This window comes from Shewanella sp. Shew256, assembly GCF_002196695.1.
Classification (GTDB): Bacteria; Pseudomonadota; Gammaproteobacteria; order Enterobacterales; family Shewanellaceae; genus Shewanella; species Shewanella mangrovisoli.
The window spans coordinates 355,932-377,495 of sequence record NZ_NAJR01000002.1 but is presented as its reverse complement, the minus strand read 5'-3'; the positions used below and the strand labels follow the sequence as shown (position 1 = coordinate 377,495).

The 21,564-nt window shown below is 47.1% G+C and carries 17 protein-coding genes; 8 read left to right on the top strand and 9 right to left on the bottom strand.

All coding sequences use genetic code 11. The annotated features are described in order from the left end of the window. Positions 1-10 precede the first annotated feature (10 nt). Positions 11-574, bottom strand: a complete 564-nt coding sequence (locus tag B5P39_RS04495; RefSeq protein ID WP_011626751.1) for a PhnA domain-containing protein — start codon at positions 572-574, stop codon at positions 11-13. Positions 575-708: 134 nt separating this feature from the next. Beyond that, positions 709-2,922 (bottom strand): TonB-dependent receptor domain-containing protein, encoded by a 2,214-nt coding sequence (locus B5P39_RS04490; RefSeq protein ID WP_088210611.1) that lies wholly within the window; start codon positions 2,920-2,922, stop codon positions 709-711. A gap of 230 nt (positions 2,923-3,152) precedes the next feature. On the opposite strand from B5P39_RS04490, the gene B5P39_RS04485 reads away from it, so the two are divergent. Continuing rightward, positions 3,153-3,860 (top strand): DUF2461 domain-containing protein, encoded by a 708-nt coding sequence (locus B5P39_RS04485; RefSeq protein ID WP_088210610.1) that lies wholly within the window; start codon positions 3,153-3,155, stop codon positions 3,858-3,860. Between the two features lie 85 nt (positions 3,861-3,945). Here B5P39_RS04485 and B5P39_RS04480 read toward each other — a convergent pair whose 3' ends face one another. Beyond that, the gene (locus B5P39_RS04480) at positions 3,946-4,557 is read right to left on the bottom strand and encodes a TetR/AcrR family transcriptional regulator (protein WP_088210609.1); all 612 of its coding nucleotides are present in this window, start codon (positions 4,555-4,557) and stop codon (positions 3,946-3,948) included. A gap of 155 nt (positions 4,558-4,712) precedes the next feature. On the opposite strand from B5P39_RS04480, the gene B5P39_RS04475 reads away from it, so the two are divergent. From B5P39_RS04475 to B5P39_RS04450, 5 genes are all read left to right on the top strand, one after another. Continuing rightward, the gene (locus tag B5P39_RS04475; protein WP_088210608.1) at positions 4,713-5,339 is read left to right on the top strand and encodes a glutathione S-transferase; all 627 of its coding nucleotides are present in this window, start codon (positions 4,713-4,715) and stop codon (positions 5,337-5,339) included. 61 nt (positions 5,340-5,400) lie between these two features. Beyond that, a complete protein-coding gene (locus tag B5P39_RS04470; RefSeq protein ID WP_037416621.1) occupies positions 5,401-6,069 on the top strand; it encodes a glutathione S-transferase family protein in 669 nt (222 codons plus the stop codon). A gap of 176 nt (positions 6,070-6,245) precedes the next feature. Continuing rightward, positions 6,246-7,619, top strand: coding sequence for an RsmB/NOP family class I SAM-dependent RNA methyltransferase (locus tag B5P39_RS04465; protein ID WP_088210607.1), 1,374 nt, complete (start codon positions 6,246-6,248; stop codon positions 7,617-7,619). Positions 7,620-7,907: 288 nt separating this feature from the next. Then, positions 7,908-8,066 carry a hypothetical protein gene (locus B5P39_RS04460; protein WP_011626757.1) on the top strand — a complete coding sequence of 53 codons (159 nt, stop codon included), beginning with the start codon at positions 7,908-7,910 and terminating at the stop codon, positions 8,064-8,066. A 238-nt stretch (positions 8,067-8,304) separates the two neighbouring features. After that, the gene (locus B5P39_RS04450) at positions 8,305-11,430 is read left to right on the top strand and encodes an NAD(P)-binding protein (RefSeq protein WP_088210605.1); all 3,126 of its coding nucleotides are present in this window, start codon (positions 8,305-8,307) and stop codon (positions 11,428-11,430) included. A gap of 107 nt (positions 11,431-11,537) precedes the next feature. Here B5P39_RS04450 and B5P39_RS04445 read toward each other — a convergent pair whose 3' ends face one another. Further along, a complete protein-coding gene (locus tag B5P39_RS04445; protein ID WP_088210604.1) occupies positions 11,538-13,205 on the bottom strand; it encodes a diguanylate cyclase in 1,668 nt (555 codons plus the stop codon). 197 nt (positions 13,206-13,402) lie between these two features. Between B5P39_RS04445 and B5P39_RS04440 the strand changes: the two genes are divergently transcribed. Continuing rightward, positions 13,403-14,254, top strand: a complete 852-nt coding sequence (locus B5P39_RS04440) for a DMT family transporter (protein WP_088210603.1) — start codon at positions 13,403-13,405, stop codon at positions 14,252-14,254. Positions 14,255-14,313: 59 nt separating this feature from the next. On the opposite strand, the gene B5P39_RS04435 is transcribed toward B5P39_RS04440, so the two are convergent. The 3 genes from B5P39_RS04435 to B5P39_RS04425 all read right to left on the bottom strand — a co-directional run bounded on the left by B5P39_RS04435 (position 14,314) and on the right by B5P39_RS04425 (position 16,925). Beyond that, positions 14,314-14,853: a YfaZ family protein gene (locus B5P39_RS04435; protein WP_088210602.1), complete on the bottom strand. Its 540-nt coding sequence runs from the start codon at positions 14,851-14,853 to the stop codon at positions 14,314-14,316. A 163-nt stretch (positions 14,854-15,016) separates the two neighbouring features. Next, on the bottom strand, positions 15,017-15,526 hold the full coding sequence (locus tag B5P39_RS04430; RefSeq protein ID WP_088210601.1) for a GNAT family N-acetyltransferase: 510 nt from the start codon (positions 15,524-15,526) through the stop codon (positions 15,017-15,019). Between the two features lie 28 nt (positions 15,527-15,554). Next, on the bottom strand, positions 15,555-16,925 hold the full coding sequence (locus B5P39_RS04425) for a magnesium transporter (RefSeq protein ID WP_011626763.1): 1,371 nt from the start codon (positions 16,923-16,925) through the stop codon (positions 15,555-15,557). A 148-nt stretch (positions 16,926-17,073) separates the two neighbouring features. Between B5P39_RS04425 and B5P39_RS04420 the strand changes: the two genes are divergently transcribed. Beyond that, positions 17,074-17,559 (top strand): glutathione peroxidase, encoded by a 486-nt coding sequence (locus tag B5P39_RS04420; protein ID WP_011717743.1) that lies wholly within the window; start codon positions 17,074-17,076, stop codon positions 17,557-17,559. 599 nt (positions 17,560-18,158) lie between these two features. On the opposite strand, the gene B5P39_RS04415 is transcribed toward B5P39_RS04420, so the two are convergent. Then, positions 18,159-19,973, bottom strand: coding sequence for a M1 family metallopeptidase (locus B5P39_RS04415; RefSeq protein WP_176399868.1), 1,815 nt, complete (start codon positions 19,971-19,973; stop codon positions 18,159-18,161). Positions 19,974-20,499: 526 nt separating this feature from the next. Then, the gene (locus tag B5P39_RS04410) at positions 20,500-21,471 is read right to left on the bottom strand and encodes a PstS family phosphate ABC transporter substrate-binding protein (RefSeq protein ID WP_011623458.1); all 972 of its coding nucleotides are present in this window, start codon (positions 21,469-21,471) and stop codon (positions 20,500-20,502) included. Positions 21,472-21,564: the final 93 nt, after the last annotated feature.

Genomic DNA, 21,564 nt, shown 5'->3' with positions numbered 1-21,564 from the left:
CTCGAGTCGATTAAGACTTCTTCACAAAGCAGGTCAGGATCACGATGCGAGTGCCATTCACACGGCCCTCGATATGCTCTGGATTGTTAGTCAACGAGATATTGCGTACCGCTGTGCCGCGTTTTGCGACAAAGCTGGTGCCTTTGACGTTAAGATCTTTAATGATAACCACGGTATCGCCAGCGTTCAGTACTGCACCGTTGCTGTCTAAGGTCGGAGGCGTATCATCGCTCGCGGCAGCCGCTTCGGCATCGCCCCAAGCGCGTAAATCCTCTTCCAGATACAGCATATCCAGTAAATCCTGCGCCCAACTTTCGCTGCTCAGGCGTTTCAGCATGCGATATGACATTACTTGAACCGCTGGGACTTGGCTCCACATGCTGTCGTTCAGACAACGCCAGTGGTTCATGTCCATGGTATCCGGTGCGGCGATTTGGCTGCTGCAATTTTCACAAATCATGATCTCGTTTTCATGACCATCGGAAGCCGGTAAGTCATAAATAGAGAGTTCGACGTCACTTGCGCAGAGTTCACATTTGCCGCCACAGCGAGTTAGCAATTCATTTTCAGTCATTTTTTCTGTCTACATGCGTAATAAAACGCGGATTATGCCATAAATTGGCTTTTCACGGCAGGGGGGAAGGCAAGATAACCCTATTTTTTATATGAGTTATCTGTTTTTCCATCCTTTAAATCGCCATTTAATCCTTAAAATTCATAAGCTAAACTGAGCCTAATATCACGCCCCGGCGCGGGAATTCCATCCGATAGAAACGGCGTCACTTGCTGGTTAGTCAGGTTTTTTGCCATTAAACGCACGCTGAGCCCTTTCAGTGTTTCTTGGGGCTCGTAGGCTAAATATATATTTTGTAAGAAGTAATTCTCACTTGGGGACTCAGCATTAAAGATATCACCCTGAGGCACATTATCCTGCGCATCGTACCAAGTACCTTGCCAAGCGACTGAAATGTCATCGGTAATATACATGCCCACGCGCAGGCGAATATCCAGTGGCGCAATGTTGGCAAGGTATTCGTCCTCGCCTTGGCTGTCTCTGAGCGATCCCCTATGCTCGCCCTGTAACCAAGAGACGGCTAAGTCACTGAAGAAAGCCTGATAACGATATTGGGACTCAAGATCGGCGCCGTAGATATCATAGCCGTCAAGATTGGTATAACCGCTTTGAATCGCTTGATTTGGGTCGGACTTTGCCCCGCGGCGCTGGGCAATATCATCCCGACCCAAGTTGGCAAAGAGGGTCACTTGGGTTGAAAGCGTATCTTGGGCGGCAAAAAGACTCGTTTGCTGCGTCATCAAGCCCAGTTTAAAGGCGTGCAGACGCTCCACATCGATACCTCGGCTCGTGCCGGTAATGCTCGCCTTGGCGTATTGCACCGCATAGATTTCATCGACCACTGGCGCTTGTAAGCTGTAGGCGTAATCGAAATTCACTCGAGTATTCGCTGTTAACTGGTAGTCGATACCCAATCGCGGTGAAAAGCCCGAGTGGTGGGTCGAACTGTAGTCGTGTCCCGCCTCGATATCGTTGTAATCGGGGGCAGTGTTGGGGCGGCCAATGCTGTAGATAAAATCATACCGTAGCGAAGGAGTAATAGTCAGCTCATCTGTCACGCTAATCGCATCGCGCAAATACACTGCATAAGTATCCTGACGCCCTTCGGGCTGATAGTAAGGGGTGTACCAACCGTAGTTTTTCTCGGGATTTTTCTCATAACTTTTGTTAAAGACCATTGAATCCCTATCGAGACTGCGGAACTGCAATCCCGTTGTGATCTCATGATCCCCAATAATACTTAAGTTGTTGATGTCAATGTAGTCACGCTTGTAATCCAACCAAGATTCATGGCCGAAATTGCCGACGGAGACTGTCATCTTCTCCCACGCGATTGGTGGCCTGATCCAATGGCGTGCATTGGCAGAATGGGAAATCACAATTTGGGTATCGATCAAAGGATTACTCGGTGAATAGCGATAATTCGCCGACCAAGTATTGTCTTCATAGGTGTTATAGGCCGTGGTGGCATAGAGCGCCTGTTCATAGGAGCCATATTTACGGATGTTATAATCAGAAATTGCGGGCATAGGTCCGCGACGATTGGCCCATGGCTTACGGCCTTCGTCGAGATAATGGGTCAGGCTCAACATAAGTTGATGGTCGCCCTGCTCGTAATCCAATTTGCCGAGGTAATTATTTTGCTCATAACCTGAGTATTCAAATTCATCACCATTGGCGAGCGTGACATCCCCCGCATCACGACGGGTAACATGCAATAAACCTGAAAGTTGTTTATTAACTCGGCCATAAACCGTTCCCGTGTAGCTTTGAGCATCGTTATTACTGGCGTAACTGGCTTTGACTCGGGCACCAACGTTTTGATTGTAAGTTAAAAAATCATCGGCAGATTTAGTCACAACATACATAGAGCCGCCAAAGCCGCCATTACCCGAACGAACATCGTGGGCCCCTTTAATCACTTCGACTCGCTTGATTAAATCGGGATCTAAGAAGAACGAGCCATAACGATACTGCTCAAATCCCACGGGGGCGTTATCAACATAAATATTAAAATCTTCGGTGTCGCCAAATCCCCACAGGTTGATACGCTCGCCGCCACTGCGAGTCCCACCATCGACATGGGCACCAGCCATATCATCGATGATTTCAGCAAATGTGGTCGCTTGCATCTCTTCAATTTGCTCCATAGAGATGATCGCTTCGCCTGGCTTAGTCATAGTGGTCGCTCGGCGGTATTGCTGACCATGAACTTGTAAAATCTCGATTGGCTCGACCTTAGGTGCTCCCAATACTTCCTTGGCATTGAGTGGCAACGCAGGCAATACCGTCAAACCCACACAGCCCATGATTGTTTTCGCTATCCTGCTCTTAGGTTGATATCCCATCTCCCCATCCCCTGTTACATAGTGTAAAAAATAGGGCGGCATTATAGGCATCAAAGCCAAAGATGAGAATAATTCTCACCTAGCTTTACATGTAAATCACAAACTGATGGTAACTGCAGGGAAATGCTCGAAGAATTTGCAATATCCACGCGCATTTGTTCAACTCGCACTAGCCTGTTTTGATTAACGGTCGAAATCCCAGTCTCAAGCACCTCAAAGGTTTTATGGACATGACTAAGCAAACCGCACAACCCCAAACCGAGTTGGCATTTACGGCCGCCAGCTTAGATTTTCTCAAACTGCTAGCGCTCAATAACTCCCGTGACTGGTTTAAAGCCCATCAGGAAGAATATGAAAGTAAGGTCAGAACCCCTGCGCTGCGTTTTATCGAGCAAATTCAGCCTGATATCGTTGCTATTTCCCCAAGATTTACGGCGGTTGCCAAAAAAGTCGGTGGCAGCTTAATGCGCCCACAGCGCGATAGCCGTTTTAGCAACGACAAAACGCCCTACAAGACCAATGTGGGGATCCAGTTTCGGCATTTTCAGGGCAAAGATGTGCATGCACCTGGGCTGTATTTACACATTGCCGAGGATGGATGTTTTATTGCCGCCGGTATTTGGCATCCCGAATCCAAGGTGCTGAATGCTATTCGGACTTGTATCGATGAAAACCCCAACGGCTATAAAAAGGCGCTGCAGACATTAACCAGTCAAGGATTTGTGATGGATGGTAACAGTTTGACTCGCCCGCCAAAGGGATTCGATAAACATCACCCAATGCTGGACGAGCTCAAACGTAAGGACTTTATCGCGCTAAAACCAATCCCCTTCGAGCGACTCTGCCAAGCCGATGCCGCCCGCTACTGCGCCGAACAATTCGCCCACTGTAGCCAATTGATGGCCTACTTGTGCTTCGCCCTCGAATTAGACTTTTAGTTTTTGCATAAGTGTTTGTATAAGTTTTGCAGTTGACGAGGCCAAGCATTCACTTGGCCTCATGCTTTTCGGTTTTGATTAAGCGCTATTTCCCATCGACGGGCTTAAGTGGCGTTAATGCGAGACTCTTAAGGTATTCGCTTAAAACCTTAAATGCATTATCCAACAGGGCGTATTCCTTCGCTTTGCCTAGCACTCTAATCCCTTGTAATTGAAGCACTAAAAAAGCCGCGAGCGACTCAGGTTGAACCGATTGAGGCAACTCGCCCTGCAGCTGACTGTAGCGTAAAACATCGGTAAAGTTAGTCTGCAATTGGGCAAATAAACGCTGGCACTCCTGCTGCACGCAGTCATCGTCGAGGCATTTTTCCATCACCGCATTCTGCATAAAGCAGCCGTACTCTTGCTCACGCTGCAAGGCCACAAATCGCGCTAAATAGGTCAAGATCTCACTCAGCCCAGCCTGTGCGTGCAGAATTTGTTCCTTCGCGCCAAAGGAATAGTGATCGAGATAAAAGCGCAGGGATTCGCGATACAAACTCTGTTTATCGCCAAAACTGTTATACAAGCTGAAGCGATTAATCCCTAAATGTTCGACCAGATCGGCAATCGAGGTCTCGGCAAATCCCTTTCGCCAAAACAGCTCCATCGCCTGAATAAGCTTTTCTTGTCTATCAAAATTACAACTGCGTGCCATGGTCCAAACCTAGATTGATGCCTGCATTAAACGGAATATCACGGGGTAAAAACATTCTTGACTGACCGTTTAGATATGGCGTAAATTCTATACTAACCGATCGTTCCGTTAAAGCCCTATTTGGCCAAACTTACAGATTCACAGAAGGAAAGAGCATGAAGCTTTATGAATTAGCCCCTACGCCAAGCGCAAGACGCGTGAGTATTTTCCTCGCCGAGAAAGGCATCGACATTCCACGTGTGAGTGTGGACATTCGCGGCGGTGAAAACCTCAGCCCTGAATTTAAAGCCAAAAGCTTAAACGGCCGTATTCCCCTGCTTGAACTCGACGATGGTAGCTATCTATGTGAATCCGTGGCTATTTGCCGTTATCTCGACGAGCTCTATCCGAGTGACACTTCCTTATTTGGCAACACGCCGCTGGAGCGCGCTAAAGTGGAAATGTGGCAACGTATCATTGAGTTACAAGGTTTTACCGTGGGTTTTCAAGCCTTTAGAAATCTAACGGGTATCTACAAAGACAGGGAAAATTGTGTCGAAGCCTGGGGCGCAGAATCACGCCAACGGGTCATTGACTTCCTACCGACCTTAGACCAACAATTAGCCAAATCAAGTTATGTTGCGGGCGATAACTTTACGATTGCCGACATTTCTGCTTACGTTTTTATTAGCTTTATTAAAAACTTAGATATTCTGGTGGATGACACTCTGCCCCATATTCAAACTTGGTTTGCGACTGTGGCCCAGCGCCCTGCGATAGTGTCACTTTCCCCGAAAAACTGACAGCGATGCCCTGTTGGGCAGCCAAGTTAAGCATTAACCAGTTAAGACTTAAGGGATAACTATGATTGATTTATATACCGCCGCGACCCCGAACGGTTTTAAAATTTCCATCGCACTCGAAGAAATGGGTCTCGACTATCGAGTGCATAAGTTAGATTTCAACACTAACGAACAGAAGCAGCCTGAGTTTCTGGCCATTAACCCTAATGGCCGTATTCCAGCCATTATCGACCGAGATAACGAGGACTTTGTGGTGTTCGAGTCCGGCGCAATTCTTCTGTATCTGGCGGAAAAAACCGGTAAATTTTTGCCTGCCGATCCTAAAAAGCGCTCACAGGTCATTCAATGGCTCATGTTCCAAATGAGCGGTGTCGGCCCTATGATGGGTCAAGCTAACGTGTTTTACCGTTACTTCCCTGAAAAAATCCCCGCGGCTATTGAACGTTACCAAAAAGAAGGTCGACGTTTGTTTGAGGTGATGAATACCCAATTAGCCAAGCATCAGTATCTGGCCGGTGATGAATACACCATTGCCGATATCGCGACTTGGCCCTGGGTACGCATTCATGAATGGAGCGGAATCAATATGGAAGGACTCACTCACTTACAACGTTGGTTAGACGAACTAGCCCTGCGTCCCGCCTGCCAAAAAGGCATAGTGACACCTCCGCCTTCGGTCTTGAGTGATGAAGAGCGCGCTAAGCAAATCCAGAAGATGGTGACTAAGTAGGTCATCACTTCCTCACGCATTCGTTTTCCCCATCAAGCCCCAACTCAGCATTGGGGCTTTTTTACTGCTAGCGATACGTAAAACTGCTACACTCTGCGCCACTTATTGATTTGCTTGGCCATATTCATCCCATCGGATGAATGTCATTCGGCCGAGCCCCTTTTCAGGCTAACTTTATGGGCAATCCAAACGGCTTATCATCAGCAATCATGGCATCAACAGTGAATATCGAACCGCAAACCCTCGCGCAAAAACGCGGATTAAGTTATGCCAATACCATTAAGTTATTGTTCGATGAGATTTTAAATACCAAGCAACCCGCCGACCGAGTGCTCGCGAACTACTTTAGGGAACATAAAAAGCACGGTTCTAAGGACCGCAAAGTCATCCGCGAATCCTTATTTAGCCTGTTCCGTTGGTGGGGCTGGTTTAAAGCCACGGGCGATCATCAACAGGCGCCACAATTATTTGCCATGCTCAGTACGAGCGCCTTAATCGAAGCGCATCCATGGCAGGATATCGCCCAAGCCTGGCATGAGCTCGCCCAATCGCCGGTTGATTATCAGCAACTTCAATCCCTTAGCGTTAACAGCTTAACGGATAAGTTAGCACTGGTTCGGCAGCAATTTCCCGAAGTGTCCTTCGAACTCACAGATTTATTACCCGAATGGTTTTGGCAGGTCTGCCCGATTGCCGCAGAGCTGCGCCCACATCTCATCGAAGCCATGTCTAGCCGCCCACCGATTTGGGGACGTGCGCAGGGAATAGACAGCCAATCGGCTGTTAAACAACTGCAAGCGCTAGAGATAGATGCGAGCCTCAGCCTCTATTTTGAAGATGCCATAAACCTTGGCACTAAGAGTATGAATCTCAATGAAATATCACTCTATAAAGAGGGCAAAATTGAGATCCAGGATTTAGCCTCGCAAGTGATAGGTCAAATATGCGCTCCTGAGCCTTGGCAACACTGGTGGGATACCTGCAGTGGCGCAGGCGGAAAAACCCTGCAATTGCGATCTCTGATGCAAACGGCCACGGCTAAACACAATCCATTCGTGGGCAGCATAGTCTCATCGGATATTCGCGCCCACGCCTTAGAAGAACTCAGCAAACGTGCCCAGCGGGCAAAGTTTGATGGTATCAGCATTGCGCGCTGGCGCAGTGATGCACTGCCGGTCGATGCCAACCATTTTGATGGAGTATTAGTCGACGCGCCCTGTAGCTGCACGGGCACCTGGCGCCGTAATCCCGATATGCGCTGGCTCGATAGCCTCGATGCCGTCACTGATAAAGCCACTCTCCAGCTGGATATTTTAAGCCGCAGCAGCAAGGCGGTAAAACAGGGCGGAAGCTTAGTCTATGCCACTTGCTCATTGTCGCCTGTTGAAAATGAGCAAGTGGTTTCCGCCTTTTTACAACAACATCCCGAGTTCAGTTTAGTGCCAATCCGCCACCCCTTTACCGGCGAACAAACAGAAATGTTGACCGTGTGGCCCTTCGAGGCCAACACAGATGGAATGTTTGTGGCTCGCATGCAGCGCAATCACTAGCACTAACTCCTTATTTTTTATCAGAACTTGGCACTCATACCTTGAGTGCCATTCTTTTTGCTTCCATACAATATGAATGCGCTTTTAATCTTATTCATTTAATAATCATCAAGATAAACCCTATGCCGCTGGGTAAAATCGCTAACGCAACTCCATCGAGTCGTATCGCCCCTTCTTGGACAAAACTTTTCACCATCAGTGATTAAATATTTCGCTTTAGCTTAATCTCGCCTTTGGGTAAAAAGATCGAGTGCTGAGAATGGCACAGGTATTTTTGGAATTTTGACCATGTCACACTCCTATGAATTTGACGACGATGATGCGCCATGGGGCGATAACGTCAAAGGTAAGCAAAAAAACAAACGCGTAAAACAACGTCGCAGGGATACTAAGCGCCGTTATTCAGATGATGCAGAGGTGGATTTCTATCAGCATAAATCGAAGTAACCGATAAACACCCGTTTGCCTTAGCAAATTCGAGCTTTAATAAGCCAGTCAAATCCGAGCAAGTTGGATAACCTCCAACTTGCTAGTTAGTCCAAGTTCTCCTTCATCCTTCCCGTTTTGATTCAATTGTAAAATCAATAGGCTAATGAGTTGATTTACCCTATGCTCTTTAGGGTTTATTAACGCCTTTTGTTTACCAACCACCTGACACATCTTGACGGGTTTAAAGGATGATCCCATGGAAAAACAACGCCCCGATTTTATCTATCCCCCTGGCAGTATGTTGATGCACTCGCCCTTAGTGTTGAATAAAGCCGATATGTACGGCTTTTTTCTCAAGGGAAAACTCGCCAACCTGCAGCGCTCCATCGATAAAACGCTCAATCAAGTGGCCGGAAGCGCCATGTACTTTAAAGTACTGTCGCCCTACGTACTGACAACCTTTACCCAAATCGAAAAAGCCTATTCAGAAGACCCTACCGACAGGGCCAAGGGTTGGATCCAAGAAACCGACATCATCACTTGGGTCATGGTCGGTCGCCAAGACAATGGCAACAGCACAGCCATCAGCCATGTGTATTTTCAGCCGCTGCATATTTGGGTAAATGATGCGATGGCCCTGATCAATGGTCGCGAGTTGTTCGGTTATCCCAAGTATTTGTGTGAATACACTATGCCCGCGGTCGGTGAGCCATTAACCCGCCTCTCCTTGGCAACAAAGAGCTTCTTACACTTTAGCCCTGACACTGAGCTTGCCATGCACCCGCTGATTGAGGTGAATTGCAATGCCAAGCCCGAGGCGCAGCTCACCACGCTAGAGGCCATAGCCCAAACCTGGCAACTCATTAAAGAGCAAACAGATTTTATTCCAGAGCTGGATAAGCTCGGTGAGGAGCAACTGTTTCATTTGCTGTTTAAGCCTGCCATCGACCAAGTGTTTTTAAAACAGTTTCCGGATGCTTCAGGCCAAAAAGCGGTTTATCAGGCGATTACCGCGGCGCCCGCACAGGTCAACAAAGTGCACAGTGTCGCCCTGTTGGAAAATGACTTTGTTGCCACCATTTTTGATAACGCCAGCTTCCCACTCAAAGAGACCCTAGGCGTCGAGGTGGGCGAACAGCATGTATTACTGCCCTACCATGTGAACTTTGATTTTGAAGTGCCACCGGGCGAAGTGCTGGTCGATAACTCTGAAGTCAAAAAACAAAAAATTGCCATTCTCGGCGGAGGTGTCGCCGCCATGACCGCCGCCTGTTATCTCACAGACAGACCCGGCTGGCAGAATCAATATGAGATTGATGTCTATCAATTAGGCTGGCGTATCGGCGGCAAGGGCGCAAGTGGCCGTAATGCTGCGATGGGGCAACGGATTGAAGAGCATGGCCTGCATATCTGGTTTGGTTTTTACCAAAATGCCTGCGCCTTGATGCGTAAAGCCTACGAAGAACTAGACCGCCCGCCCGAAGCGCCACTGGCGACCTTCTTCGATGCCTTTAAACCCCATAATTTTATTGTGCTGCAGGAAGAAATTAATGGTCGCTCCGTTAGCTGGCCAATCACCTTTCCAACACTCCCAGGGATCCCTGGAGATGGTACCGAAACCTTAACCTTCTGGAAGGTAGTTAAGGCCGCCTTTGCTTGGATAAAAGAATGGCTAAAGGACATGGACTCCCTGTTGGAAGCCGATGAAAAAGCCATGGCGACACCGAAAAACTGGCTCGATATCAGCTGGTTTGAACGACTGAAGGATAAGTTAGAGGATTCGGTTGAAGATGCGATGGAATCCCTCGACGCCCTAGGTGACAAGCTCGAATGTCATTTTAATCAAATGATTGGCCGTGAATGCGATGAGCATGTCCACAGCGAGAGTGACGATGGTTTGGTCGAGTCTGCCGTCGATGCCCTGCACCAAAGGCTAGTTAAACGCTTTAGCGACCATTTAGACACTAACGACGAGTTACGCCATCTGTATATCGCCGTCGACTTAGGCTTAACCATCTTAAAAGGGATGTTTGCCGATGATGTGTTTGAAAAGGGTTTCGATGCCATCAACGATTATGATTACCGCGAATGGTTAACCAAACATGGCGCCAGCCAAAAATACACGGTCGACAGCGCGCCAGTACGCGGTTTTTATGATCTGGTGTTTGCCTACGAAAAAGGCAACTTCGACAAACCGAATGTCGAAGCGGGGACCATTATTCGCTCCATGCTGCGTATCGCCCTGTGTTATCAAGGCGGCGTCATGTGGAAAATGCAGGCGGGTATGGGCGATGTGGTCTTTACCCCCTACTATGAAGTGCTGAAACGGCGCGGGGTTAATTTCCACTTCTTCAATCGGGTCGATAATTTAGAATGTCGCAACAACAGCATTCAAGCGATTGAAATCACGGAGCAAGTCGCACTGGCACCTTCGGTTAAAGACTACAATCCACTCGTGGATGTTAAAGGCTTAGCCTGCTGGCCCAGTACCCCAAATTACGATCAGCTCGAGCCTGAGCAAGCCGCATTGCTAAAAGCCCATGATATTAATCTGGAGCACTTCTGGAGCGATTGGGACAACCTGTACGAGGCGCAATTTGGTCAAGCGCTACCGAAAAAACGTCTGCAAAAAGGCGTGGACTTCGACAAAGTGATTTTTGGTCTGTCATTAGGATCAGTCCCCCATGTGGCGAGCGAGGTGATGGCGCAGAGTCCGGCGCACAAAACCTGTGTCGACAAAGTACAAACAGTCGCGACCCAAGCCTATCAACTGTGGATGAATCAAGATCTTAATGGTATTGGTTGGCCAAACTATTCTGAGGATGGCGAGCAGCCTGTCCTATCAGGCTTTACCGAACCCTTCGATACGTGGGCATCAATGGATCAATTGCTCGATAAAGAAGACTGGCGCGGCCTAGAGCCAAAAAATGCCAGTTATTTCTGCTCGGCGTTGCCTGTGGATGCGTATCCACCACGCACCGATATCGGTTTCCAGCAGCGCAAAACCGCCGAAGCCAAGGCCGGCGCCATCAATCAACTCAATACAGAAATTCATAAGCTGTGGCAACAGGTTGGCGACAGCTTCCCTTGGGAATGGTTGCACGATGAACAGCAGCGCCAAGGCGAGGCGCGATTCGATAGCCAATATTGGCGCGCCAATGTGGATCCTTCCGAGCGTTACGTCCTGTCTGTGAAAGGCAGCTCTCAATATCGGATCACCACGGATGGTACGGGTATCGACAATCTGTATATGACGGGAGATTGGATTAAAACCGGGCTCAACGCCGGTTGTGTGGAGGCTGCGACTATGGCGGGTATGCATACCGCTAAAGCCATCAGCGGCCATCCGGCGATTATCAAAGGCGAAAAAGACTTCGCCTAAATGATAAGGGGCTGCGTTATGCAGCCCCTTTTTTATCTAGATATTGTGTATTCAAATTTAAATAGGCCGTCTTTTAAATCGAGACTCTTTTTTAAATAGACACTCTTTTAAATGGAGACTATCTCACCCGCGCGGGTATCGGCATATTCCTGGCGGCGCTTTTCCATTCGCGACTGATACAAATTGCTGTCGGCGCAGCGTAGCCACTCGTGGGGTTCGGCCACATCGCTATTGATGGCAAAGCCAAAACTAAACTGACAATCCTTTAAGCCTTCGGCGGCAAATTGCGCCGTTAATCCTTTTAAGCTGCTGGTTAAGGTCCCCATGCCATTTGCAGGCAGAATAAGCACAAACTCATCGCCGCTGATCCGGTAAATCTTAAGGTGAGCAATATTGGTCGCCTGCAAAAACTGCACTAGATTTTGCAGTAAACGGTCTCCTTCCTGATGCCCTAAGGTATCGTTCACCATTTTAAGGCTGTCGACATTAAGCAGCACCAAGGCCGTTGGTTGTACAACCTTATCGGCAAAGGTTAATTGCGAATTCATATATTCATCAAAGGCATAACGATTACCGACTCGAGTTAAACCATCGAGTCTGGCCTTCTCCCAAGCGATACCGAGTTCTTCAATGTGGGCCTTGCGCTCTTCGGCCAACAGTTTGAGCTTATTCGCTAACGCAAGAGATAACAGCAAAGCATCCACAGTGCCACCCAGTAGTGTCGCAAACTCGGCATGTTCAATAAAATCAGGGGTGATCCCCATATTGCCCGGTAAGATAATCACCGCAGGCAACAGCAAACAACTAAAGGCCATGATGAAATAGCGCGCGGGGGCAAAGCCTTTCATCAAGCACACATTGCCACAGGTGATCGCTAACGCAATCCACAGCATGATTAAGACAGAGGCAATAATCGCGGTATAGGGCAATAACCAAATACTGGTCGGCAAGGCTAAAATACACGCGACTAATAAATATTGGCTAAGCCGCCATAATCTAGGCGAATAGCTAGGTAACTGTAAGAAGTGCTTGTAGAACATGATGTTAAATATCGGCAAGCTGATAAAAAACAGATGATGTAATTCAAGCTGATGGAAGTTAAATAGATGCGCCGGTAAATGGAAGGTCAGTGCCCAGCCACCAAAATAGGTCAATACATAAAGACCATAGTATAAGAAGGCTTTATCAAAAATAGAGATGTAAATCAGTAGATTGTATAGAGCGATAAAGAGCAATCCCCCTAAACAAATCAGTATCGCCATGGCCACACGGTCGTTGGTTAACTGGTGCACTTCTTCCGACTCTATCGCCAATTCAGGCGCGGAGGAATAATAGCGGCTACTGAGCCGAGTCACTAACCAATAATCGGTCCCCATATTCAGCCGCACTTTACGGCCGTAATCGAATAAAAATTCATAGGGCGCATAGTAACCACTATGGGCCGTTTGCACTGAGCCATCACTGCCAAGTAACCAATAATCAACGGATTCCACAATCGAATTACTGGCATCCACCACCCAATGGCTTTGACGACTATTGACCATCACGGGTGATACCATCCAATAGTCACCGCCCGCAAGGCTGACTGACCGAGCCTCCTCAAGTTGCCCCATCCACTGGGTCACGTCATTAAAATGCTCGGGAGGGAGCTGTTTCGCATCGGCATGGAATAAATAGGGGGAATCCAACGCAATTTCAGCGCTATGGGCAAACGGACTAAATGTCCAAAGAAGCAGCAAAAAGCACCAAAAATGTTGCAAGTTAGGTTTACTCATAGGTATCTAAGTTTATATACCAGCGTCTCGTTCCACGCAGAAAATCAATTTAAAGTGTTAACTTTATGACTACATTTTATTTTTTACAATTGATTAGACTAAATTAGTCGGCAATTGGGTGCCTTATGATGATATTTTAGTCGTTAACTTAAGGGACAACACCTTAGCCTCAATATCAGACGTTCACTTGGATACCTATGGCACCATTATTGATGATTTTAGCTGCACAATTATTGATTGCCAGCGGCAACCTATTGGTTAAGTTGCTTGAAACCAATGCGCCCGTATTTCAACTTGTGCTTTATCGCCAATTATTTGCCACGCTTTTGGTGCTTCCCTTTGTCTGGCGCCTACAGGGGAACCTTAAGTTAAGCCCCTTCTACAAGGTGCACTTAAGCCGAGCGCTGTTGATTGGGCTAGGCAATGCCATCTTTATGCTGGCGGTATTACACTTGCCACTCGCAACCGTGACGGCGGTGATCTATACCTCCCCATTGTTACTGCTGTTATTGTCCGCTTTCTTTTTAAATGAGCGCATAGGTTATCGCCGAACAGTGGCTGGCATCATAGGTTTTACGGGCATTTTGCTGATAAGTCAGCCAACGGAATTTAACCTCTATATCGGTCTAGCCTTTTTTGGTGCTATGACTTCGGCAACAAACAGCCTGATTTTGAAGGCATATTCAACCCATGAACATCCCTTTTCAACACTCTTTTGGTCTAATGCCTTTGCGATGGTTTTTCTGATACCGGCAACTTGGTACGAGGGTGCCGACTTTAGCCTGCCCGTTGCCCAAGTTGGCTTAACCTTAGGGCTGTTTTATATTGGTATGACCTACCTCATCATCCACGCCTATCGGCGCGCCGATGCCAGCCAAATGGCCCCAGTGGAATACACAGGCCTTATTTTTGCCGCATTGTTTGGTTGGTGGTTTTTAGATGAGCACTTAAGCATTGTGGTGTGTGTTGGCATAGGACTGGTGATTTTTTCCTCCATCCTGCCAAGCTACAGCGAGCTCAAAGCCAAATGGAAAAGCCGGCGAAGTTAACCTTGGCCGGCTTTGACATCGAAGTGGCCGCAGTGTCGGCCATCCAATAAAGACGAGATTTAGAAGCGGAATTTACCGCCGATGTAAACGCCATCTTCGAAGGTGAAATCACGGGCGTGATCATATTCGAAGGCAATCTTACGGTAACCCACATAGAACGCCATATTAGGGTTCACGCGGTACTGCACCTTTGAATCTAACTCGTATTGACCATCGACATTACCGAAAGACAATACCGATGGCGCATAGTAAGCGGCGGCATGCAAAGAGATATTTGGCCCTAACGCTAAGGCATAACGACCGCCCACTGATACGGCACTGCCGTTCGGCGCATCATCTGCCCATAATTGGCTTAACTTAGCACCGACTTCGAAGTGGTGTACGCCAGCATCATGGGTCATGTGCATTGCACCTTGGGCAATATGACCGCTATCGTCTGAATAAATATATCCTAATACTGCATTGACATCTTTATTCACTTGCAGCTCTAACTCGGTAGAAACCACATCGTTGTTTAACCCAAGATTAAATTCTGACGCATTCACCTGCAGTGCGGCTGCACTCAATAATAAGACACTTGCTACTCTGAACTTAGCCATAAAAACACCTCAATAATGACTGTGGGTAATGGCGCGGATCATACCGAATAAAAAAAGAAAATCTGCATATTTAGCTAAGAGTCGCGAAGATTTTTGAATTTGAAACCAAACGAAAACCGGTAAAAAACATCAACAAAACCTAAATTAAACAAATCGAAAACATTTAGGGTGCGGGCACCCGATCTCCAACTAAAGATTGCATTATGCCGTCGATATCGACACTTTCCTGCAAAGCTAAGTAATACCAACCTACGGTATTCCCCGTGCCTCTAATACTTAAATAGTTCCGCCAAAAGTGAAATCCAGCTTTGAGTAAATTCACTCGACTGGCATTGTTTTCCTCTCGAATGGTGGCAAATAACAGGGCAATTCCCTGCACTTTAGCCACTTCAATCCGCTTAAGGGTGAGCCCTTGGGCTATGCCACGGCGACGGTACAAAGGCGAAACCACCAGATAACCTAATTCCCCAACTGGGCCAGAACCTGCCTTAATCGCCGCGCAGCCAACCATCTCGCCCTCGAGGGTTTTCGCCAATATGACAGCGCGGGACTGAGCAAAGGACTGATGGTCGAGGGGATGCGCGTTGTCATCCCGCCGATCGATTAAGGCCGCTGCAGCAGCTAATTCGGCTGCATTTTGGCAAAGGACAAATTGAATATCTTTTTGATTCATACAATTGAGTTAAGCATCCAACATCCACTTAGAGATACAGTATCGTTGCCATACCGAGGAAAGTGAAAAAGCCCACCACATCGGTCACTGTGGTTAAAATCACCGAGCCAGAGAGCGCCGCATCTTGGTTAAATCGCTGCAAGACCATAGGGACAAACACCCCTGCCAACGCCGCGACCGCCATATTGATCAAAATCGCGCAGCCTATCACTATGCCTATGGTGCTGTCGGCAAACCACCAGCCCGCCACCAGTCCAATCACAATCGCCCACAGGGTGCCATTGACTAAGCCAATGCCTAACTCGTTCTTCATTAACGAGAATAAGTTACCCGCAGAAATCTGCCCCATCGCCATACCGCGGATCATCAAGGTGAGCGACTGACTGCCCGCAATCCCGCCCATGGACGCTACTATCGGCATCAGCACCGCAAGTGCCACCACTTGAGATAAGACGTTTTCAAATAATCCAATGGTTGCCGAGGCCAAAAATGCCGTGAGTAAGTTAATCCCTAACCATACGGCACGGCGCTGCGCACCTTTGATGATAGGAGCGAATAAGTCGTCGGACTCATCCATACCCGCGGTCGCCATTAATTGCGCTTCGTAATGTTCACGCACTAAGGCGGTGGCGGCCCTTAGGGTGACACGGCCAATCAGCTCCCCCGCCTCATCGATAACGGGTAACTCAATTTCACGGCTATGTTCTATCGCCTCGGCAGCATCGAGTAGCGTCGTATCCGCGGTTAAGGCGCGACTGTCTTCCGATAACAGTGAAATCAGCGGCTCAGAGGGATCATGCTTGAAAATATCATAACGTCTAACAGTACCTAGGTATTTATCCGCCTCATCGACAATAAATAAGTTGTCGTTACAGTCGAGTTCGATTCGCCTGAAAAACCGCTGCGCCTGAGCCACAGTCGCCTTATCGCTGAGTACTAACATTTGATGATCGGTATAACGACCAATCTCATTTTCAGAGTATTGGTCGTACAGCTCGAAGCGCTGCCGCTGACGTTCGCCCATTTGCGCCAAGGCGCGGTCGGTAAAACTTTCGGGGAGATAATCACTCCACTCAATCAAATCCTCAGGACTAAGCTGCGCGAATAGCAGATCCACCTCATTGTCGGGCATCTGCTTTAGGATCCCCATACGCGGATCGGCGCGCATTAAACTCAGCACTGTTACACGGTCACTAAACTCAACCTGTTGCCAACGCTCGTAACGCTCGTCTAAGGGTAAAGACTCCAGCACTAAGGCAACCGTGCCAGGCTCAGCTTCATTTAAGATTTCACTGAACACTTCAGCCTGTTCTTCACCTTCAACTTCAGTGAGTTGCTGAACAACCTGCCCAACATCGGCCTGTGTGTTTGTTTCGTATTCGGCTTCATGTTCAGTCACATAAACGCCCTTCTGCTGAGATAAAAAATTAGCGTAACTATATTGATATTGAAGAAGATTAGCAAATCCGCAAAATAAATTGCACACAAATCAATTGATAACAATCAAACTATTATTTATGCTAATCACCACACCTAAGGAGGAAATGATGACATCGACTATCTATAGCCATAGCGCAAACGACATTCAAGGCAATCCAACGGCACTGGCACAATATCAAGGCAAAGTGATCTTAATTGTGAATACCGCCAGTGAGTGCGGTTTTACACCACAGTACAAGGGCTTAGAAGCGCTCTATCAAAAATATAAATCACAGGGATTGGTGGTTTTAGGCTTCCCATGCAATCAGTTTGGTGCCCAAGAAAAAGCTGATGAGAAAGGCATCCAAAGTTTTTGTGAACTCAACTTTGGCGTGAGTTTTCCGCTGTTTTCGAAAATAGAAGTAAACGGTGAGCACACTCACCCTTTATATCAGTACCTCAAAAAAGCCGCGCCGGGCGTATTAGGCACAGAACGCATTAAGTGGAATTTCACTAAATTCTTAATTAATCGTCAGGGCGAAGTGGTCGCTCGCTTTGCGCCAACCACAAAACCAGAGGCCATTAGTGACAAGATAGAAGCGCTTTTAAAATAATCCGCACGCTATCCTATTGAAATTTTATTATTAAATAAAAAATTTAAGTTATTTTTTATTTTCGATGGAACTTTAATTCTATAAGCCCCTCAAACATATTGAACAGCGAATGTCTTTTTCATGTTCATCATTCTCCCTGGGGCTTCTAGCGCAGCCCCCTTGACCTAGGAATAGGTCACTAGGCAACCGATTGGTTGCCTTTTTTTATGTCCATGTTTTATATGTAAAATAAATGTAGCTGTGCACCAACGTCTCAATATGCTGATGCTAGCAAGGCCAAAAATAAATTTAAAAATTTTTAGCCGCCAACTGAACTTTATCAAAAGGTCTTAGTCTGACTATATGTAAGGATTAACAAATCCGCTTTAATGCAGAATAGATTGCTAAATGAAAACTTTAGCAAAGGATTAAATGGATAAAACGCGCCGTTTAATTCAATGAAACAGTTTCAAGTTATTGCATAGAGTCGAATTGGTTGGTCGTTCATCATCATCTCCCTTTTGGGAAGCAATCGAATACACGCTAGCGCACTGCATTCCTTTGTCTCCTACTTTGATTCTTTTATGGCAACCTTAGGTTGCCATTTTTTTATCTGTATTTTACCCCTTCAGCATTCTATCCAGTTGCACTTGAATCGAAGGATGGTAACCCGCCCTCGCACTGGCATAGATTTGTTGTAACTCAGTGTGATAGCCAGCAACTTGCAATTCCGCATAAAGTGGACGAACAAACTTGCCGCGGCCAATGCGCTGCAAATAAGCACTTAAGGCGGGTAACACAGGATCATAATGATTACGGATAGCGACCCTAAACCAATCGCAGGCAATTTCAGCATTGCTAGACTCGGTCAACTTAAAGGTATCGTCCAAATCCATTAATTGCACCTGAGACAACACTTCGGGCAATTGGGTCAAAAAGTACTGCCAATGGTGAACTCGCCAACCTTTTGCCTTAAGCTCGCTGGCCGCTTTGCCCTGTAAGAAATCATCCAAGGCGCAATCGACTTTATCTAAACTTCGCGATGTGGGTCCCACATAACCTTGAGGCAAACCTTCGCCATAAATCCATTCCAACAGCTCGACTTCACTTATTTTATCGGGATAGGCTTCGACTAAAGCCACTTTCGCGTATTCGACAAACACTTCGGTGGTGATCGCCTTAAAGGCAAAGTGCTGCACATAGGCAAACAGAAACTTATCGAATTCGGTGCGACCGAGGCGATGTTCTAGCTCATGGACGAACATCGATGCCTTATCGTAGGTAAAACGGTTAAAGGCCAGATTAGGATCGGCCAGCTGCACATTGGCGGGAAGCGTTTGCCTGTGAAGCGGTAAAGCCGCCATTTCTTCTTGTAGTCGGCCAAATTCAATGACCCATTCCAACTCGGCCTGCTCCTTGCCATAGACTTCTTCGACAATCCGATTGGTAAAGTAGGTCGTAAAACCTTCATTTAGCCAGAGATCGCGCCAAGTCGCGTTACTGACCAGATTGCCTGTCCACGAATGTGCCAACTCGTGGGCGACCGTCGACACTAAGCTTTTATCCCCCGCTATCAGAGTTGGGGTTAGAAAAGCTAAACGCGGGTTTTCCATGCCACCGAAAGGAAAACTCGGTGGCAAGATGATCATGTCATAACGCCCCCAAGCGTAAGGGCCTAAGAGGGATTGCGCCACATCCAGCATGTGTTCGGTATCGGCAAACTCGGTCGCAGCGGCTGCCAGCATGCAAGGCTCGGTATACACGCCGCTGCGTGGACCTATGGCTTGAAAAGCTAAGTCACCCACCGCTAAGGCCAGCAAATGGGTCGGAATGGGCTTTTCCATCTCGAATTGGAATTGCCCCTCGAGCGGTGTATCAGGGTCGTTCATTGCACTCATCACGGCGCGCATGCCCTTTGGCACCTCGACGTGCGCATCGAAGGTGATCCGCACCTTGGGCGAATCCTGCAAAGGGATCCAACTGCGGGCATTAATGGGCTGAGACTGGCTAAAGAGATAAGGTAATGCTTTACCCGCTGTTTGTTCAGGCGTAAGCCACTGTAGCCCTTCAGCCTCCGGTGAGGTTTGGTAACGAATATAGATTCGTTCGAACTGCGCTTGGGGTAACTGGATGACTAATTTCTGTCCGAGAATGTCATCGGCTGTTTCTAGATGAAATACCAGCGCGGCTTCATCCGTCGTGACCGATAAAATGCTTAAGTCGCGACTATCGAGCCATAGCTCGCCAACCTGTGGTTCAAGATAGCGCAGTGACAGCGTTACTTCCCCGAGCAGAGTACGAGTCGCAAAATCGACTTTTAGCGCGAGGGACAAGTGCGTGACCTGCACTTGGTCACTGTTGGCAAAGGAATGGTAATCTCGGGTTAAATCCCATGCTGCAGGTGCGATTGGCATTTGCTGATTTTCTAACGGCATCACTTAGCTAACCTATGGACGGAAAATTATCTGACCATATTATCAGCCGCTGATTTACCAACGCGCAATCGAATAAACCTTCCCCGCATCCGCATTTTGTAACAATGCTTGAGTTCAACTCTTGTCATAATCTATTTGAGTTAAGCTGCAAGATTAAAATTCACATACTTTTCAATGCATAAAGAAAAACATAAAAAATATTTTCAAATATTTTCTATTTTTGCTGAACTAATTTCACGCCCTTGAGTCAGATATTATGAACCGAATCTTTGCAAGAGTTTCTTCGTTCATCATCATTCTCCTTTAGATGGTTTCTAGCGCGACCGTCCCCGGATTCCGAATTGGAATTTACAGCAACCTTATTAGGTTGCTTTTTTTATGTCCATTTATACCAATCACATTAAATATCTAATCAGTTCAGAGCCTCACAGGCATCTCAAAATGATAACTCCGACTGAAGTTGGTGGTTTAGGGCCCAAAACAAAAAGGGCCTCCGTAGAGACCCTTAAGGTTTAGCGATTAAGAATTACAGGCGGATGCCTAACTGTTCTAAATCTTTAGCAACTACGCTCTTAGGCAGAGTCACATAACCGTCTTTTTCTACCACTTGCTGACCTTGCTTAGACAGCACGTAACGGATGAATTCTTTTTCCATTGGTGCTAAGTCTTTGTTTGGTTGCTTGTTCACGTATACATATAAGTAACGTGATAATGGGTAAGTACCGTTCGCTGCGTTTTCTGCAGTCGCTTCGATAAACTCGTTACCTTTCTTCGCGATAGCAACGGCTTTCACGCCAGCAGTTTTGTAACCGATACCAGAGTAACCGATAGCGTTCAGTGATTGAGACACTGACTGAACCACAGAAGCAGAACCTGGTTGCTCGTTTACGTTGGCCTTGAAGTCACCTTTACACAGAGCGTGCTCTTTGAAGTAACCGTAAGTGCCTGATACTGAGTTACGACCGTACAATTGTACGTCTTTTGCTGACCAGTTACCGTCAAGACCTAAGTCGCCCCAACGTTGGATATCGCTGCTACCACACTTGTGAGTAGAAGAGAAAATACCGTCAACTTGTTCAACAGTTAAGCCTTTGATTGGGTTATCTTTGTGTACGAATACCGCTAAAGCGTCAATCGCAACACGAACTGCAGTTGGCTTGTAACCATAGTGTTTTTCGAAGGCTTCTTCTTCGTTAGGCTTCATTTTGCGGCTCATAGGGCCGAATTGTGAAGTACCTTCGGTTAAGGCTGGTGGCGCAGTAGAAGAACCAGCAGCTTGAATTTGGATGTTTACGTTAGGGTACATCTGTTTAAATTCTTCAGCCCACAGAGTCATCATGTTGGCTAAAGTATCTGAACCTACAGACGAAAGGTTGCCTGATACACCACTTGCTTTCTCGTAAGTTGGCAGAGATTGATCAACAGATGCCATTGCAGTGGCAGAGAATACACCAGCGGCTGTGAGGGTCATCGCGCCGACAAGCTTTTTCAGTTTCATTATGTGCTCCAGTAATAAGCTAACTAATTTCTAACTTAAGTTTCTTCAGACGCAGCCAGTATCAATCGCTACAATGACAATTCTATGTCCAAG

Excerpts from the sequence above, each read along its gene's own strand:
- B5P39_RS04495 (WP_011626751.1), bottom strand. The coding sequence starts at position 574 with ATGACTGAAAATGAATTGCTAACTCGCTGTGGCGGCAAATGTGAACTC.
- B5P39_RS04490 (WP_088210611.1), bottom strand. The coding sequence starts at position 2,922 with ATGGGATATCAACCTAAGAGCAGGATAGCGAAAACAATCATGGGCTGT.
- B5P39_RS04485 (WP_088210610.1), top strand. The coding sequence starts at position 3,153 with ATGACTAAGCAAACCGCACAACCCCAAACCGAGTTGGCATTTACGGCC.
- B5P39_RS04480 (WP_088210609.1), bottom strand. The coding sequence starts at position 4,557 with ATGGCACGCAGTTGTAATTTTGATAGACAAGAAAAGCTTATTCAGGCG.
- B5P39_RS04475 (WP_088210608.1), top strand. The coding sequence starts at position 4,713 with ATGAAGCTTTATGAATTAGCCCCTACGCCAAGCGCAAGACGCGTGAGT.
- B5P39_RS04470 (WP_037416621.1), top strand. The coding sequence starts at position 5,401 with ATGATTGATTTATATACCGCCGCGACCCCGAACGGTTTTAAAATTTCC.
- B5P39_RS04465 (WP_088210607.1), top strand. The coding sequence starts at position 6,246 with ATGGGCAATCCAAACGGCTTATCATCAGCAATCATGGCATCAACAGTG.
- B5P39_RS04460 (WP_011626757.1), top strand. The coding sequence starts at position 7,908 with ATGTCACACTCCTATGAATTTGACGACGATGATGCGCCATGGGGCGAT.
- B5P39_RS04450 (WP_088210605.1), top strand. The coding sequence starts at position 8,305 with ATGGAAAAACAACGCCCCGATTTTATCTATCCCCCTGGCAGTATGTTG.
- B5P39_RS04445 (WP_088210604.1), bottom strand. The coding sequence starts at position 13,205 with ATGAGTAAACCTAACTTGCAACATTTTTGGTGCTTTTTGCTGCTTCTT.
- B5P39_RS04440 (WP_088210603.1), top strand. The coding sequence starts at position 13,403 with ATGGCACCATTATTGATGATTTTAGCTGCACAATTATTGATTGCCAGC.
- B5P39_RS04435 (WP_088210602.1), bottom strand. The coding sequence starts at position 14,853 with ATGGCTAAGTTCAGAGTAGCAAGTGTCTTATTATTGAGTGCAGCCGCA.
- B5P39_RS04430 (WP_088210601.1), bottom strand. The coding sequence starts at position 15,526 with ATGAATCAAAAAGATATTCAATTTGTCCTTTGCCAAAATGCAGCCGAA.
- B5P39_RS04420 (WP_011717743.1), top strand. The coding sequence starts at position 17,074 with ATGACATCGACTATCTATAGCCATAGCGCAAACGACATTCAAGGCAAT.
- B5P39_RS04415 (WP_176399868.1), bottom strand. The coding sequence starts at position 19,973 with ATGCCGTTAGAAAATCAGCAAATGCCAATCGCACCTGCAGCATGGGAT.
- B5P39_RS04410 (WP_011623458.1), bottom strand. The coding sequence starts at position 21,471 with ATGAAACTGAAAAAGCTTGTCGGCGCGATGACCCTCACAGCCGCTGGT.